Below are 13,228 nucleotides of genomic sequence, written 5' to 3'. Positions count from 1 at the left end.
CGGTAGTAGTCTCGCCGCCAAGAACCCGACCCAGCGGTCGCTCCGCCTATCTGAAAGACCCCGATGGGCAGCCCCGCGACTCCGCCCCTTGGCGGCGCACGAGCACAACGAGCACAACGAGCACGACGAGCACGACACCGAGTGCACCGCGCCGCCGCCCCGGGGCACCTCCCCCGGGCACTGCACCCCTTCCGCGACGGGCAGTATCGCCTACTCGTGGGTGCGATGACACTTTCTTTGTTCGGGTCCGGCATGTGGATCGTGGCCGTGGTCTGGCAGGTCATCGAACTCGGCGGAGGACCCGTCGACCTGTCCGTGGTGGCGACAGGTTCGGCAGTCGGGGCCGTTGCCGCGGTGCTCGTCGGCGGGGTCGTAGCCGACCGTGTTCCCGGGCGTCAGATCATGATCGCGATTGAAATCACCAAGGTTGTGAGTATCGCCGCGGCGGCCGCGCTAGCGCTCAGCGGTACAGTGCAGATTTGGCACCTCGCCGCCGTGTCCTTTCTGCTCGGAGTGACGGAGGGATTCTTCTACCCGGCCTATTCCGCACTGCTTCCCGCTATCCTTCCGCCCGATCAGTTGCTCGCGGCGAATGGCGTTGAGGGCATGCTGCGTCCGATCGTCCTGCAGGCGGCCGGTCCGGCCGCGGCGAGCGCGGCCGTGGCTGTGGCGTCACCGGGCAGCGCTTTCGCATTGATCGCCGGGGCGCAGTTATTGGGCGTGCTCGTGCTCTGGCGAATGAAGCCGACACCCGAGCGGCGACGCACACCGAATCCGGAGGCCGGAACCGGGGCCGGAGCTGAGTCACGGCATCCGCTGTGGGGCATTCTGTCCGAAGCGAAGGACGGCTATCTCTACATGGTGAAAACGCCGTGGCTGCTCGGGACCCTCTCCTATTTTTCTCTGCTGATCCTCGTGCTGATGGGCCCGATCGAGGTACTCCTCCCGTTCGCGGTCCGAGACCAGGCCGGAGGTGGCGCGGGCGGTTACGCACTAGTGCTCGCCTCTTTCGGAATCGGAGGTGCCGCCGGGTCGCTGCTGGTGGCGAGTCGGCGCCTGCCGCGGCGCTACCTCACGATCATGAACCTGCTCTGGGGCCTGGGCTGCGTTCCGCTGGCGATCATCGGCCTCACGACCGAACTCTGGGTGATGGTGCTCGCGCTGTTCCTGACCGGATTCGCGTTCCAGGCCGGTGGAGTGATCTGGGGCAGGCTGTTGCAGCGACGCGTTCCATCGGAGCTGCTTGGCCGGGTCTCCAGTCTGGACTTCTTCGTGTCCATCGCCCTCATGCCGGTCTCGGTGGCTCTCGCTGGTCCGGTCGGCGAGACCGTCGGGCTCGCACCCGCGTTTCTCGTTGCCGGACTGGTACCACCGGTACTCGCGATTACTGCGATGCTCGCGTTCGGTATGGCGCGGGACGAGCTCGTGCATCCGCTCGACGTGGTTGCCTCAGCCGACAACGACTGACCGGACCGGCGTGGCGCGGGCGGTGCGGTCCGGCCGGACCCGTTGCTAGACCAGCACCTTCAGGGCAGTGTTCCAGTTGAACGAGGCATGAGCCGGGTTGACCTGCAGGGTCATGATGAGCAGCTGGAATCCCTCGAGCTCGCGAGCACGACGCAGCGGGCCGGCATCGATCGGATTGAGCCCCGCGTCGGTGACGAACGATGCCACGGCGGCCTTGGCCGTATCGGATTCGCCCGCCACGAACACGTCGAGAGTCTGGCCGGCCACGGAACCGGCGACGAGAGTACCGGCGAAGGTGGTGTTGAATGCCTTGACGACGTTCACGCCGTCAGCGGCGAGTTCGGCGAGCTCTTCGGCCGCTGAGGTGCCCAGGGCAACGGTCAGCGAGTCGAAGGTCGTGAAGTCGATGGGGTTGGTGATGTCGATAACGGTTTTGCCGGCAAGCGCGGCACCATAGCCGCTCACGAGCGTGCGGGCAGCGTCATAGGGAACGGCCAGTACCACGATGTCGCCGTCGACGGCGGCGAAGTCGATCGGGCCGCTCGTGACGGATGCCCCGAGCTCGGCAGCGAGCGCCGCCGCCTTGGGCAGGTCCTGTCCGAGAATCCGCACGCTGCGTCCAGCCGCCACCGCACGGGTGCCGATGCCGCGAGCCATATTGCCGCTGCCGATAATCACGATGTCAGTCATGAGGGTTCGCTTTCTGTTGGCGTTGCACCGAGTCGATTACTTGAAGCAACAACTAAAACCTAAATCATTTTAGTTGAACCGTCAAGTTCCTGATAGATTGTGGCCATGACAGAACCCGTCGCGTCCGAGCCCGACAGCGCACAGCCCCGGTGGCTCACCGACGACGAGCGCACGGCATGGCTGCGCTTGATCGCGGTCACCATGCTGCTGCCGGCCCGGCTGGAATCTGAGCTCAGGCGTGACGCGGGCCTGAGCCACTTCGAGTACTACGTGCTCGCGATGATCTCGGAGAACGAAGCCCGTTCGCTCCCCCTGAGCGAACTCGCCTCACGCACCAATTCCTCACTGTCCCGGCTCTCACACGTACTCACCCGTCTGGAGACACAGGGCTTCCTCACCCGCTGCGCATCAAAAACGGATGCCCGCGCCTCGATGGCAAGCCTGACCGAAACGGGCCGGCAGAAGGTCGTTGCCAGCGCTCCGGGGCACGTCAACGAGGTGCGCGCCGTGGTATTCGACCCGCTTACCGCCCGTCAGGTCGGTCAGCTCAGCGAGATCTGCGAGCGTCTACTCGGCACACTCGACCCTGATCACCTGCTGCTCGATCGAGGCTGAGTGGGCCGCCGTCACCGATCCGAGACCTCTCAGCCACGGCCACCCCGTCAGCTGTGCTCGTCGTCAGTAGCGGTCACTGTCAGTACCGGTCGTCGTCAGTACCGGTCATCGTCAGTACCGGTCATCGTCCCTGAAATCGAGATCGGCGTAGGCATCGCCATCCAGATCGAGTTCCACAGTCCGGTCATCCGCGTCCGACCGTCGCACCGAGGCGTCGTCGTCCGGCGCACTGTCTCGCTGGAGATCACCCGAGAGATCACCCGACAGATCACCCGACAGATCACCCGCGAAATCACCGGCGAAATCACCCACGAGCTCGTCTATTTCACGTTCCTCGTCACTCCAAAAATTGCTGCTGTCGCTCATGATCTGCCTCTCCCTCCCGCGAGCGCGGTCATTTCGCGAGCCACGCTACTCCAGCCTTCACGGGGCAGCAAGCGTCATGTTTCAACCGTGCGAGGGACGACTATTCGGCCCGGCGCAAGCCCGGAGTCGCGAGCAACCGGCCGTCGCGCCGAACGGCCAGCACATCAATGGCAAAACGCGCGGTCAGGTCGGCCAGCGTTGCCTCGCCGCCGGCTATGATCGCCGTCGCGAGTACGTCGGCCGTGACGATATCGGCGGCAAAGACGCTCACCTGGTGAAACGGCGACGGTTCACCAGCATGCACCGACCAGATATGTTCCCCGCGCTCAGCGCTGCCCGAAGTGGCGACGGCTCGACGAGCATTCCGCAGCGGCACGTTCGCGATCACGTCACCGCGATCGGCCGGATTGACGATCGCCACGACCCATTCGGGGTGACGATTCGTCAACGCTGGAACGGCCACCCGATGCCCGACCGGCATCACGCCCTCGGCCGACTCCCACGCTTCAAACCGCTCTGTCGGCTCGCCGCTCACCAGAACGTCACCGCCGGCATTGATCGACCAGTTACTGAGTCCACTTTCGGTCAGGGCAACCCCGGCTTCGGCAATGGCGAGCGCCTTCACCACTCCGGAGAGATCGATCACGCCATCGGCCCGATGCGGTGTGAACACCCCCAGAGTGCGATCCCGCCAATCCAATGCCAGGGCGTAGCAGTTGCGCAGGCTCTCACTCGCCTCGGTCAAACGGATGTCCCCGTGAGCGACTCGACTCAGCTCGGAGTCTGATCGGTACAGGCTGAACTGCTCGTCCCACCGCCGAAAAATGCTTTCGACGAGGTGTAAAGCATGCGCCCGGGCACCCCCGTCCGAACCGGGCTCGTCGACGAAGCCGGCCAACCGCAGACTGACGATTGTGCCCATCGTGGCGAGGGTCGGCGCCGGGAGCGTGCGCTCGACCGGCGAGTCGGCGGGCATCCGTTCGTCGTCACTGCGCATACTCAGCACCCTAGAATCCGGCCGCATCGAGGGCCGACTGCAACGACTGCAGGTAGCCACCGGTCGTATAGGTGGCGCCACTCACGTTCTGTACCCTGGCGGACTGGGCTGCGAGCACTTCAGATCGCAGAATCGGAGCGGCCTGGTTGCTGATTGCCACCGATCGGCCACCGCGGTTGGTGAGCTGCAGCGGGGTTACGTCGGTGATCATCCCGTTGGCGATGGTCACCGACACCTGCATGTTGCCGAACTGCGTTGATACCACCGAGCCGGCGAACGTGCCGGACTGCGACGATGCCGCACTCGCCGCCGCGGCCGTCGCGGCCGCATCGGCTGCCGCCGCCGCGTTGGCTGCTGCCGTAGCCGCGGCGGCGGCATCCGCTGCCGCTTGCGCCGATGCCGCCGTGTTGGTCGCGTCCGCCTGGGCCTGGGCGGCTGCGGCGGCGTCAGCGGCCGCTTTCGCCGTCGCCGCAGCCTGCGCAGCCGCCGCCGTTGCCGCCGTGGCAGCATCGGTTCCGGTTGTGCTGGACGCCAGGTTCTGTGAGGCGTCAATCGCCTGGGATCCCAACTGCCAGCCGATACCGACGATCGAGACCGAGGCCAGGGCGGCCAGGGCCACCGCGCGTGCTCTCACCAGTCAAACCTTTCGTAGTGAATCTGCTTCTTGGGAACCCCCGAGGCACGGGCATCGCGTACGACAGCGTCGGTCCAGGGGCGGGGACCGCAGATGTAGATGTCGGATTGTTGAAGTTCGGGCACGATCTTGCGCAGGTTGAGGCCGGCCCGGGCCGCATCCGCTGGCAGCCAGGTATTGACGCCCTTGGGCCGCTTCCCAGCGATGATGCGCAGCTCGGCGCCACGCACCCGGCACAGGTCGGTGAGCTCGTCGACCAGGTAGGTATCCCCCAGTGAGTGCGAACGCAGCAGAACGGTGGCGTTGCCCGGTGCGAACGACACTGTTTCGAGCAGGGAACGAATGGGCGCGACGCCGATTCCGGCAGCGATCAACACGACGTGGGGCGAGGTGCGGGCATTCTCAGTGAACAGTCCGTAGGGGCCTTCAAAACTCACCCGGGTACCGCGCTTCACTTGGGGCAGCTGCTGCGAGGCGTCACCGAGGCCACGAACGGTAATGCGCAGACCGCGCTCGCTCGGAGCCGACGACAGGGAGAAGGGGTGCGCCTGCCACCAGAGGCCGTGGGCCCAAAAGCGCCAAACGAAGAACTGGCCGGAGGTCGCCCGCAGTTGGGCCAGGTTTCGGCCGGTCAGGGTGATCGAGACGACCCCCGGTGCGACAGCATCTACGCGGTCCACGACCAGACGGTGCCGAAGCGACCGGGCCACCGGCAGCACAAATCGAAAGACAATGATGGATCCGGCGACAGCTACATAGAGGGCGAGCCAGTAATAGCGGGCAATGGCGCCCTCACCGAGTAGGTTGCCGACGCTCAGCTGGTGCGGAATGGCAACCAAAACCGAGAGGTAGGCAATCAGGTGCACGGCGTGCCAGGCCTCGTAACGAAACTTGCGGCGCACCACGACGAGCGAGGTGATGACGACGCCGATCATGAAGGCCAGGCCGAGAAAGGCCAGCGGCATGTCGGGCAGGGTCGTGAACATGTTCCAGACCTCAACGAACACATTCACGTTTTCGGCGAGCGCATAGCCGGTAATGAGCAGGCCGGCGTGACCAAGAATGAGATACAGGGCTGGCTTGCCGAGGGACTGGTGCACGGCCATGGCCTGGTCGTGGCCGAAGGCGCGGTCGATCGGGGGCAGTCGCGCGGCCAGCACGAGCATGACGAGCAGCAGGTCGGTGCCGACGAGTCCGGCGACGATTCCGAGCGAGGTGAAGGCGTCGGCTGGTGTGCCGAACTTGGCCGCTCCCCCGTCGGCCAAAAAGACCGCGATCACCACGGCAACCGAGGCCACGCACAGAATCTGCAGGCTGTCGGCCAGCCGCATCCGCTTCTTGTAGGCCGGATGCAGCGACGCGACACGGGTACGACGTGTGGGCGCCGGACCGTCTCGTGTGATACGGGTGTCAAGGCTCATGAGTAGAGCATCGGGCGCAGGCCCATCGAATGGCTATCGATAACCTGTGAACAGCCTGTGGGTTGTCAATGCTCGACTTTCGACTTCGCCCTCGCCCGCACGAGCAGCACGATGATGAGGGCGATGACGCTGCCGAGCACCGTTTCCAGCACGCGATCGACCAACAGCGCCGGCACCGGCGCCGGGCTCGTGAGATGCACCACGGTCAGTGCCAGTGGGGTCACAAACAGCAGGGCCGCGCCGTAGTGTCGGCCGATCAGAATTTCAGCGCCAAATTGTCCGAGGGCGATCACCAGGATGAGCACGGCGACGGGCGGACCCGGCAGTAGCACGAGCGCGGTGAGGCCAACGCCGAGCGTCGTACCGATCATGCGGTGAATGGCTCGCGACGTGGAGTGTGCCGCACCGGGCGGCGGAAGTACCGCCACGACACTGACCACGGCCCAATACGGATGCCCAATGCCGGCGGCCAACGCGAGCGCACCGGCCGCGAGCGCACCGACCACGTTCTGCGCGATGGAGACCCAGACCCGGCTGTCACGGATGGCCCGGGGCCGCACGAGCGCGCCGTGCAGAAGGTTTTTGAACAGGTCGGGTTCTCGCCGCCCCGCAACCCGGCGCAGCAGCCAGCCCGACATGGTGAGCAACCAGGCGAACGCGGCGGACGCCCCCGCTACGAGCAGCCGCGGCCAGAACTCAGCGCCGGGAGTGGGCAGTTGCGCGATGACGGCGTAGCCGAAGACAAAGAAGATCGGCGTAGCCGGAAACAGCCCGGCCGTGGATGCCACGAGAATTCCGACCACGATCACCACCACCAGCCCTGCGGTGAGCACGAGCAACGGTGCCTCGATCACGGCCAGTACGAGGGCGACTGTGATGATCACCAGCATGAGGGTTCCGGCGACGGTGACCGTGCGCAGGCGCACCCGGTAAGGCTCATTGCGGCCGAACAGCGACGTCATTGCACCGAAGGCCGCGTAGGCGGTCCAGTCGAGGTGGCCGGTGAGAACGAGTACGGTGAGCGGCAGCGCGGCGGCCACTGCTGCCCGGGTGGCGACCTCGAATTGGAAGGCACGCAGCGAGCGCGCCCACTGTCTCAAGCTTTCAGGCTGTGCGGCACCCCCGGGAAGGTGGATCGGGTGCACCCTAGATCTTTTCGATCGGAGCGATCTTGATCAATAGCTTCTTGGCACCCATGCTGTCAAACTGCACGTGTGCGATGCGCTTCGTGCCCTCGCCGGTGACCTGGTTGACCCGGCCCTCGCCGAAATCATGATGACGGATGCGGTCGCCCGCGACCAGCTCGAGGCTGCCGTTGTCGCGCACCGTTCCGGTGATCTTGTTCGCCCACTCAGTCTTCGGCTTGCCCGGCGGCAAGCCGGCCGGCTTCGCGCTGGTACCGGTACGGCTGCGCCCGCCGTAGCCGTCGCTGCTGGAACCACCCAACGAATTTCCAAAGCCGCCGAAACCCGAATCGCGGCGCGCATTCAGCGCGCGCGGTTGGGTTCCGCCGCGCGAGTTGGCCATGCCCGGCGACTGCTTCCAGTCAATTAGTTCGGCCGGAATCTCTTGTAAGTAGCGACTCGGCATCGCCACGTTGATATCGCCGAATTGGGCGCGGGTCATGGCGAGCGAGAGGTAGAGCCGTTTGCGGGCGCGGGTGATGCCCACGTAGAACAGGCGGCGTTCTTCGGCCGGTCCGCCGGGTTCATTCGCCGACATCTGGTGCGGCAGCAGTCCCTCTTCAACGCCGGTGAGGAACACCGCCTCGTATTCCAGGCCCTTGGCTGTGTGCAGGGTCATCAGCGAAACCGTGCCCGAGGCGTCGTCGAGGTCGTCGGCGGCGGCCACGAGCGATACCTGGGTGAGAAAGTCGACGAGCCCGCCGTCGGGGTTCTCCTTGTTGAAATCTTTGGTCTGGGCGACGAGTTCTTCGATGTTCTCGGCGCGCACCTCGTCTTGCGGGTCGCGGCTGTTGCGCAGCACGGCGAGCAACCCGCTGCCGGCCAGCAGAAACTCGAGAACCTCGGAGACGTTCGCGCCGCCGACCCCCACACCATCGTCGGTGACCGAGGTGGGAACGAGCATGAGCGCGGCGGAATCGAGCAGTTCGGCGAGCTTCAGGATGGCGCCGGTCACCTTCGGCCCGAGCCCGAGTGCGGCACAGTTGCGCATGGCCTGCCGAAAACTGAGTTCGTTGTCGTCGGCGAAGCTTGACAGCGCGGTCTCGGTGGCGGGACCGATGCCGCGTTTGGGGGTGTTCAGAATGCGCCGCAGGGCGAGTTCATCGACCGGGTTGGCCACGGCGATGAGGTAGGCCAGGGCGTCTTTGATCTCGGCCCGTTCGTAGAACTTGGTGCCGCCGACCACCCGGTACGGCGTGGCCGAGCGCACCAGAATTTCTTCGAGCGCTCGGGTCTGCGCATTGGTGCGGTAGAACACGGCCATGTCGCGGTACGCCATGCCCGCCGCGTGCAGCACCTGGATTTCGTCGGAGACGAATTGGGCTTCATCGTGCCCGGAGTACGCGGTGTACCCGATGATCTTCTCGCCGTCGCCGCCCGCGCTCCACAGTTTCTTGTCGGTGCGATCAAAGTTGTGGCCGATCACCGCGTTGGCCGCCGAGAGAATATTCTGGGTCGACCGGTAGTTCTGCTCGAGCAGAATCACCTTCGCTCCCGGGTAGTCTCGCTCGAATCCGCTGATGTTGCGGGTGTCCGCCCCGCGGAAGGCGTAGATCGATTGGTCGGAGTCACCCACCACGGTCAGTGATGCCCCGGGGATGGCGCCAGAGGCGTCGCGCAGGTTGCGTACGTGCACGCCGTCATCTTCCATCTCCTGGGCGAGCTCGGCGGTAACCGGCCTAGTGAGTTCGTGCACGAGGGCGTACTGGGCGTGGTTGGTGTCCTGGTATTCGTCTACCAGCAGGTGTCGAAACCGACGCCGGTAGAGTGCGGCGACTTTGGGGAAGGCGCGGAACAGGTAGACGGTCTCGCCGATGAGGTCGTCGAAATCGAGTGCGCTCGCGGCCCGCAGCCGGGCCGAGTACTGCCGAAAGATCTCCACGAACATGACCTCTTGTGGATCGCTCATGTTCGCGTTGCGCGCGTAGGAATCCGCGTCGGCGAGTTCGTTCTTGAGCTTGGAAATCTTGGCGCCCGCCGACCCCGGCGTAAACCCGTAGGTGTCGGCGTCGAGGCCCTTGATGATGCGTTTGAGAGTGACCTTGCTGTCGGCCGAGTCGTAGATGCTGAAGGTACTCGACAGACCGATCTTCTCGGCTTCGCGCCGCAAAATGCGCACGCAGGAGGAGTGAAAGGTGCTGATCCACATTCCGTCGGACCCCTGGCCGAGGATGGCGTGTACGCGCTCGCGCATTTCGGCCGCGGCCTTGTTGGTGAAGGTGATTGCCAGAATCTGGCTCGGCCAGGCATCGCGGGTTTCGAGCAGGCTCGCCACGCGGCGGGTGAGCACGCTGGTCTTGCCCGAGCCAGCACCGGCGATGATCAGGAGAGCCTGCCCGCGGTACTCGACGGCCTCTTTCTGCTGCGGGTTGAGTCCCGCGAGCAGTGGGCTCTGCTCGCCGCCAGCCGCGCCCGCGTGTCCGCGTGCATCGAGAATGATCGGCGTGGCCGAACGATCAGGGTTTGCGGGGGCGGATGGCGTGTTAAAAGGTGTGCTCATGTCGGTTTCCAGTGTAGGCGAGGCCCCTGACAGGAGGGCAGGTCAGGAGTGCCGGGCAGGTCACGCGGGGCGAATTCAGCGAAGTTCGTCGCGCACGTGCACGGCCAGATCGGGGTGGTCGGCGAACACGCCGTCGATGCCCGATTCGAGAATCACGCGAAACTCCGACTGCCAGTGTCCGTAGTCCGCCTTGCGGGTGCCGTTCTGAAACGTCTTCGCCAAAAACTTGTTCTCCGGGCGCAGAGTCCAGCAGTAGATTTCCAGCCCCGCGGCGTGGGCGTCGTCAACCAGAGCGGACGCCCCGGCAACGTCACCAACGTCATCCGTTTCGAGAATGAGCGACTTGGGTACGCTGATGCCGTCGATCCCCCGGCCGTCACGACCGGTATCGCTCGTGGCCGTGCTCGTAGCCATGCTGCTGCGAGTGCCGCCGGACACACGGCTGCCCGGGCGGCCGGCCGCGAGATTCGCCAGCCCGTCGGTCGTCAGATGCTCGGCGTAGCTCAGCGCGCCGGCGCCGAACTCGGCGAGCTGGTCGGCCGGATGCCCACTGTCTTCGAGCAGAAAAATGCGTTTGCCGCGCACGCCCTGGGCCCGAACCTGGGCGAGGGCGCTCGGTTCGAAGCTTTCCACGGTGAGCCGGTCGGTGTTCCAGCCGGCCTCTGAGACTTCGGTGGCGAACAGTTCGGCCAGCGGCAGCCCGAGGGCGGCGAAATAGTTGGCGTGCTTGATCTCGGCGACGATGCCGAGCGCGCGGTCGGTGTGTTCGGCCGCGGCGTCGACCAGGTCGAACAGGTCGCGCAGTCGCAGGATCGGCTGCTGGTCGTCGAAGGTCGTGTTGCTCTGCCGCAGGGCGGGCAGGCGCTCCCTGGCCCGCAGCGTGCTGAGTTCCGCCCAGGTGAAGTCTTCGGTGAACCAGCCGGTGACCAGCTGCCCATCAACGTGTTTCTGCGTGCGGCGAGCCATGAAGTCGGCGCGGGTGGCGACATCCGTTGTGCCGGATATCTCGTTCTCATGACGAATGACCAGCACGCCGTCACGGGTCGCGACGAGATCGGGCTCGACGGCGTCGGCGCCCAGCGCGAAAGCGAGCGAAAATGCGCTGCGGGTGTGTTCGGGCCGGTAGCCGCTTGCACCGCGGTGGCCAATGACAATCGGTTGCATGGTTTCAGGCTAGCCGCGTCACCACGATCAGACCCAGCCACGTTGCTGCAAATCGGCTGATCCCCTGCGCATTCGCATGTGCACTCGGGTACCGTTGAAGGAGCGCCGCACCAGGCGCTGCATGTCGGTTCGCCGGCGCGCTTCCACTACTCCTCCAGCTGATTGTGAGTACAGCACCCCATGGCATCCTCCAACCCCGCTTTCTCCCGCAACGAAGCGTTCGGCGCTCGTGGCGCAGTGGCGTCGTCGCAGGCCCTTTCTGACAACGATCTGCAGTCGATGTACAACCGGCCCTCCGCCGGTGCGCAAGACACCGAACGCATGACCTACGAAGACACCATCACCAAGACCGGCTTGGGCTTCGCCCTGCTGATCGTAGCCGCGGCGATTTCCTGGGTCGCCACCCCGGTGCTGCCGTTCCTGTTCATTCTCGGTGCCCTTGGCGGTTTCGTTCTCGGCCTGGTCAACGTCTTCAAAAAGGAGCCGTCGGCTCCGCTGATCCTCGCTTTCGCGGCCGCAGAGGGCTTGTTCGTCGGCGGCATCTCCAGCATCTTCGAGTCGCTCTACCCGGGCGTCGTCACGCAGGCCGTTCTCGCCACGCTGGTCGTCGTTGTGGTCACCCTGGCACTGTTCAAGAGCGGCAAGATCCGTGCCTCGAAGAAGGCCACCAAGGTCTTCCTGATCGCCATGATCGGCTACGGCGCGTTCTCGCTGATCAATGTCGGCATGATGATCTTCGGCGGCAGTGACCAGGCCTTCGGCATGCGCAGTGCCAGCGTCAGCATTCTCGGCTTCGACTTCAAGCTCGGCATCGTCATCGGTATTCTCGCCGTGCTCATGGCCGCGTACTCGCTCGTGCTGGACTTCGACTTCATCCAGAAGGGCGTCAACAACCGCCTGCCGCGCAAGTACGGCTGGAGCGGCGCATTCGGCATCATGATGACCGTCGTCTGGCTCTACGTTGAGCTGCTGCGCATCTTCGCCCTCAGCCGCAATTAGCAGCACTCACGCATCGATAAGCGCCCTCGTTCTGTGGAACGAGGGCGCTTTTTCGTACGCCACGCCCGCCACACTGTGGTTGGCTTAGGCAATGAGTTTCACAGACCTGCACGCGCTGCTTCCCCTCGAGACGAACGGCCTGAACGCCACGTTCGGCTACATCGGCAGCGCCATCGTGCTCCTCGGCCTCGCCTGGGTGGTCATCCTCGCCATTCGTCGCTACCTCAGAGCCCCCAAGGACTGATCCAGCCGATGCCCGCCATCGGGTTTCGCCGCTTTTACGACGATGACAGCAGAGACTGAACCCAGGACGATGACGATTCCAACGATCTGAATCAGCCCGAGGTGTTCGCCGGCAATCGTCCAGCCCAGCAGGATGGCTACGACCGGGCTCAGCAAGCCGAGGAACGCAATCGTGCTTGCCGGCAGGCGCGCAATGCCGTGGAACCAGGCGACGTAGGCGAATGCCGTGCCGACCACCGAGAGATAGGCGTACCCGGCGAGGTTGGTCGCGGTCAACGGCGTGGTCGGAACGCCCTCGAAGCAGCAGCAGCACGGGCAGGAGCGTGAGTCGGCCCGCAATGAGCTGCCACGACGTTGTCGCCAGAAGCGGTGCAGGCTGCCCCCACTTCTTGGAGAGCACGATCCCGGACGCCATGCACAGAGTGCCGGCGAGCGCGGCGCGGAGTCCAATGGCGTCGAGCCGCGCCTGCGACTGGAGCACGATCAGACTGACACCGAACGCGCCGGCCGCGCCGCTGACCACGCAGACCAGGTCGATCGCATCCTTGAACAATGGAATGCCGAGAAGCCCGATCTCGACGTCTCCCCGATGGCCGTCATCGGCCGGTTGAGTCGCACGGCCCAGGCCGTCGAGTCGCGTCTGGGCGTCACTTTTGCTCGGTACGGACTGGACGCATCCTCTTTCGACGTATTGGCCACGCTGCGCCGGAGCGGGGCGCCCGATCGGATCACACCGGCGGCGCTGGCCCGCAATGCGATGATCTCAACGAGCGCGGTCGCCCAACGTCTGAACAAGCTGCAGTCGCGAAGGCTCGTCGGCCGTGAGCACATCCCGACGACGGCCGCGGCACCCTGGTGGTGCTGACGGCTGTCGGAAAGCGACTCATCGACGCCGCACTGGCCCCGCACGTCGAGACCGAGCGCGCCATCACTGAAATTCTCACGGTC

The 13,228-nt window shown here is 65.2% G+C and carries 14 protein-coding genes; 5 read left to right on the top strand and 9 right to left on the bottom strand.

The window, feature by feature from the left end; genetic code table 11:
* The first annotated feature begins 141 nt into the window (after positions 1-141).
* The gene (locus QMK22_RS00825; protein WP_283495725.1) at positions 142-1,467 is read left to right on the top strand and encodes an MFS transporter; all 1,326 of its coding nucleotides are present in this window, start codon (positions 142-144) and stop codon (positions 1,465-1,467) included.
* Positions 1,468-1,512: 45 nt separating this feature from the next.
* On the opposite strand, the gene QMK22_RS00820 is transcribed toward QMK22_RS00825, so the two are convergent.
* Positions 1,513-2,157 (bottom strand): NADPH-dependent F420 reductase, encoded by a 645-nt coding sequence (locus QMK22_RS00820; protein WP_283495724.1) that lies wholly within the window; start codon positions 2,155-2,157, stop codon positions 1,513-1,515.
* Between the two features lie 105 nt (positions 2,158-2,262).
* Between QMK22_RS00820 and QMK22_RS00815 the strand changes: the two genes are divergently transcribed.
* Positions 2,263-2,772 carry a MarR family winged helix-turn-helix transcriptional regulator gene (locus QMK22_RS00815; RefSeq protein ID WP_283495723.1) on the top strand — a complete coding sequence of 170 codons (510 nt, stop codon included), beginning with the start codon at positions 2,263-2,265 and terminating at the stop codon, positions 2,770-2,772.
* Between the two features lie 111 nt (positions 2,773-2,883).
* On the opposite strand, the gene QMK22_RS00810 is transcribed toward QMK22_RS00815, so the two are convergent.
* The 7 genes from QMK22_RS00810 to QMK22_RS00780 all read right to left on the bottom strand — a co-directional run bounded on the left by QMK22_RS00810 (position 2,884) and on the right by QMK22_RS00780 (position 11,038).
* Positions 2,884-3,138, bottom strand: coding sequence for a hypothetical protein (locus tag QMK22_RS00810; protein WP_283495722.1), 255 nt, complete (start codon positions 3,136-3,138; stop codon positions 2,884-2,886).
* 100 nt (positions 3,139-3,238) lie between these two features.
* Positions 3,239-4,135 carry an FAD:protein FMN transferase gene (locus tag QMK22_RS00805; protein WP_283495721.1) on the bottom strand — a complete coding sequence of 299 codons (897 nt, stop codon included), beginning with the start codon at positions 4,133-4,135 and terminating at the stop codon, positions 3,239-3,241.
* A gap of 10 nt (positions 4,136-4,145) precedes the next feature.
* Positions 4,146-4,769: an FMN-binding protein gene (locus QMK22_RS00800; RefSeq protein ID WP_283495720.1), complete on the bottom strand. Its 624-nt coding sequence runs from the start codon at positions 4,767-4,769 to the stop codon at positions 4,146-4,148.
* Positions 4,766-6,190, bottom strand: a complete 1,425-nt coding sequence (locus tag QMK22_RS00795; protein WP_283495719.1) for a ferredoxin reductase family protein — start codon at positions 6,188-6,190, stop codon at positions 4,766-4,768. Before QMK22_RS00795 ends, QMK22_RS00800 begins: the two co-directional genes overlap by 4 nt.
* Before the next feature lie 65 nt (positions 6,191-6,255).
* Positions 6,256-7,290, bottom strand: coding sequence for an FUSC family protein (locus QMK22_RS00790; protein WP_283495718.1), 1,035 nt, complete (start codon positions 7,288-7,290; stop codon positions 6,256-6,258).
* Between the two features lie 46 nt (positions 7,291-7,336).
* Positions 7,337-9,874, bottom strand: a complete 2,538-nt coding sequence (locus QMK22_RS00785) for an ATP-dependent helicase (RefSeq protein ID WP_283495717.1) — start codon at positions 9,872-9,874, stop codon at positions 7,337-7,339.
* A 75-nt stretch (positions 9,875-9,949) separates the two neighbouring features.
* Positions 9,950-11,038, bottom strand: coding sequence for a glycerophosphodiester phosphodiesterase family protein (locus tag QMK22_RS00780; RefSeq protein WP_283495716.1), 1,089 nt, complete (start codon positions 11,036-11,038; stop codon positions 9,950-9,952).
* A 180-nt stretch (positions 11,039-11,218) separates the two neighbouring features.
* Here QMK22_RS00780 and QMK22_RS00775 point away from each other — a divergent pair, with 180 nt between their 5' ends.
* Both QMK22_RS00775 and QMK22_RS00770 read left to right on the top strand, forming a co-directional pair.
* On the top strand, positions 11,219-12,037 hold the full coding sequence (locus QMK22_RS00775; RefSeq protein WP_283495715.1) for a Bax inhibitor-1/YccA family protein: 819 nt from the start codon (positions 11,219-11,221) through the stop codon (positions 12,035-12,037).
* A 91-nt stretch (positions 12,038-12,128) separates the two neighbouring features.
* Positions 12,129-12,281 carry a hypothetical protein gene (locus QMK22_RS00770; protein ID WP_283495714.1) on the top strand — a complete coding sequence of 51 codons (153 nt, stop codon included), beginning with the start codon at positions 12,129-12,131 and terminating at the stop codon, positions 12,279-12,281.
* On the opposite strand, the gene QMK22_RS00765 is transcribed toward QMK22_RS00770, so the two are convergent.
* Positions 12,257-12,556, bottom strand: coding sequence for an EamA family transporter (locus QMK22_RS00765; RefSeq protein WP_283495713.1), 300 nt, complete (start codon positions 12,554-12,556; stop codon positions 12,257-12,259). The two genes, QMK22_RS00770 and QMK22_RS00765, sit on opposite strands and share 25 nt — an antisense overlap.
* 4 nt (positions 12,557-12,560) lie before the next feature.
* Here QMK22_RS00765 and QMK22_RS00760 point away from each other — a divergent pair, with 4 nt between their 5' ends.
* Positions 12,561-13,145 carry a MarR family winged helix-turn-helix transcriptional regulator gene (locus tag QMK22_RS00760; RefSeq protein WP_283495712.1) on the top strand — a complete coding sequence of 195 codons (585 nt, stop codon included), beginning with the start codon at positions 12,561-12,563 and terminating at the stop codon, positions 13,143-13,145.
* Positions 13,146-13,228: the final 83 nt, after the last annotated feature.

The organism is Cryobacterium sp. PH29-G1, assembly GCF_030063365.1.
Lineage (GTDB): Bacteria > Actinomycetota > Actinomycetes > Actinomycetales > Microbacteriaceae > Cryobacterium.
Note: the sequence above shows the minus strand (reverse complement) of the source record. Positions and strands in the feature narration are given on the sequence as shown.

What these genes read in the sequence shown, in the direction of transcription:
- QMK22_RS00795 (WP_283495719.1), bottom strand. Translation starts at nt 6,190, where the DNA reads ATGAGCCTTGACACCCGTATCACACGAGACGGTCCGGCGCCCACACGT.
- QMK22_RS00805 (WP_283495721.1), bottom strand. Translation starts at nt 4,135, where the DNA reads ATGCGCAGTGACGACGAACGGATGCCCGCCGACTCGCCGGTCGAGCGC.
- QMK22_RS00770 (WP_283495714.1), top strand. Translation starts at nt 12,129, where the DNA reads ATGAGTTTCACAGACCTGCACGCGCTGCTTCCCCTCGAGACGAACGGC.
- QMK22_RS00820 (WP_283495724.1), bottom strand. Translation starts at nt 2,157, where the DNA reads ATGACTGACATCGTGATTATCGGCAGCGGCAATATGGCTCGCGGCATC.
- QMK22_RS00785 (WP_283495717.1), bottom strand. Translation starts at nt 9,874, where the DNA reads ATGAGCACACCTTTTAACACGCCATCCGCCCCCGCAAACCCTGATCGT.
- QMK22_RS00815 (WP_283495723.1), top strand. Translation starts at nt 2,263, where the DNA reads ATGACAGAACCCGTCGCGTCCGAGCCCGACAGCGCACAGCCCCGGTGG.
- QMK22_RS00780 (WP_283495716.1), bottom strand. Translation starts at nt 11,038, where the DNA reads ATGCAACCGATTGTCATTGGCCACCGCGGTGCAAGCGGCTACCGGCCC.
- QMK22_RS00810 (WP_283495722.1), bottom strand. Translation starts at nt 3,138, where the DNA reads ATGAGCGACAGCAGCAATTTTTGGAGTGACGAGGAACGTGAAATAGAC.
- QMK22_RS00775 (WP_283495715.1), top strand. Translation starts at nt 11,219, where the DNA reads ATGGCATCCTCCAACCCCGCTTTCTCCCGCAACGAAGCGTTCGGCGCT.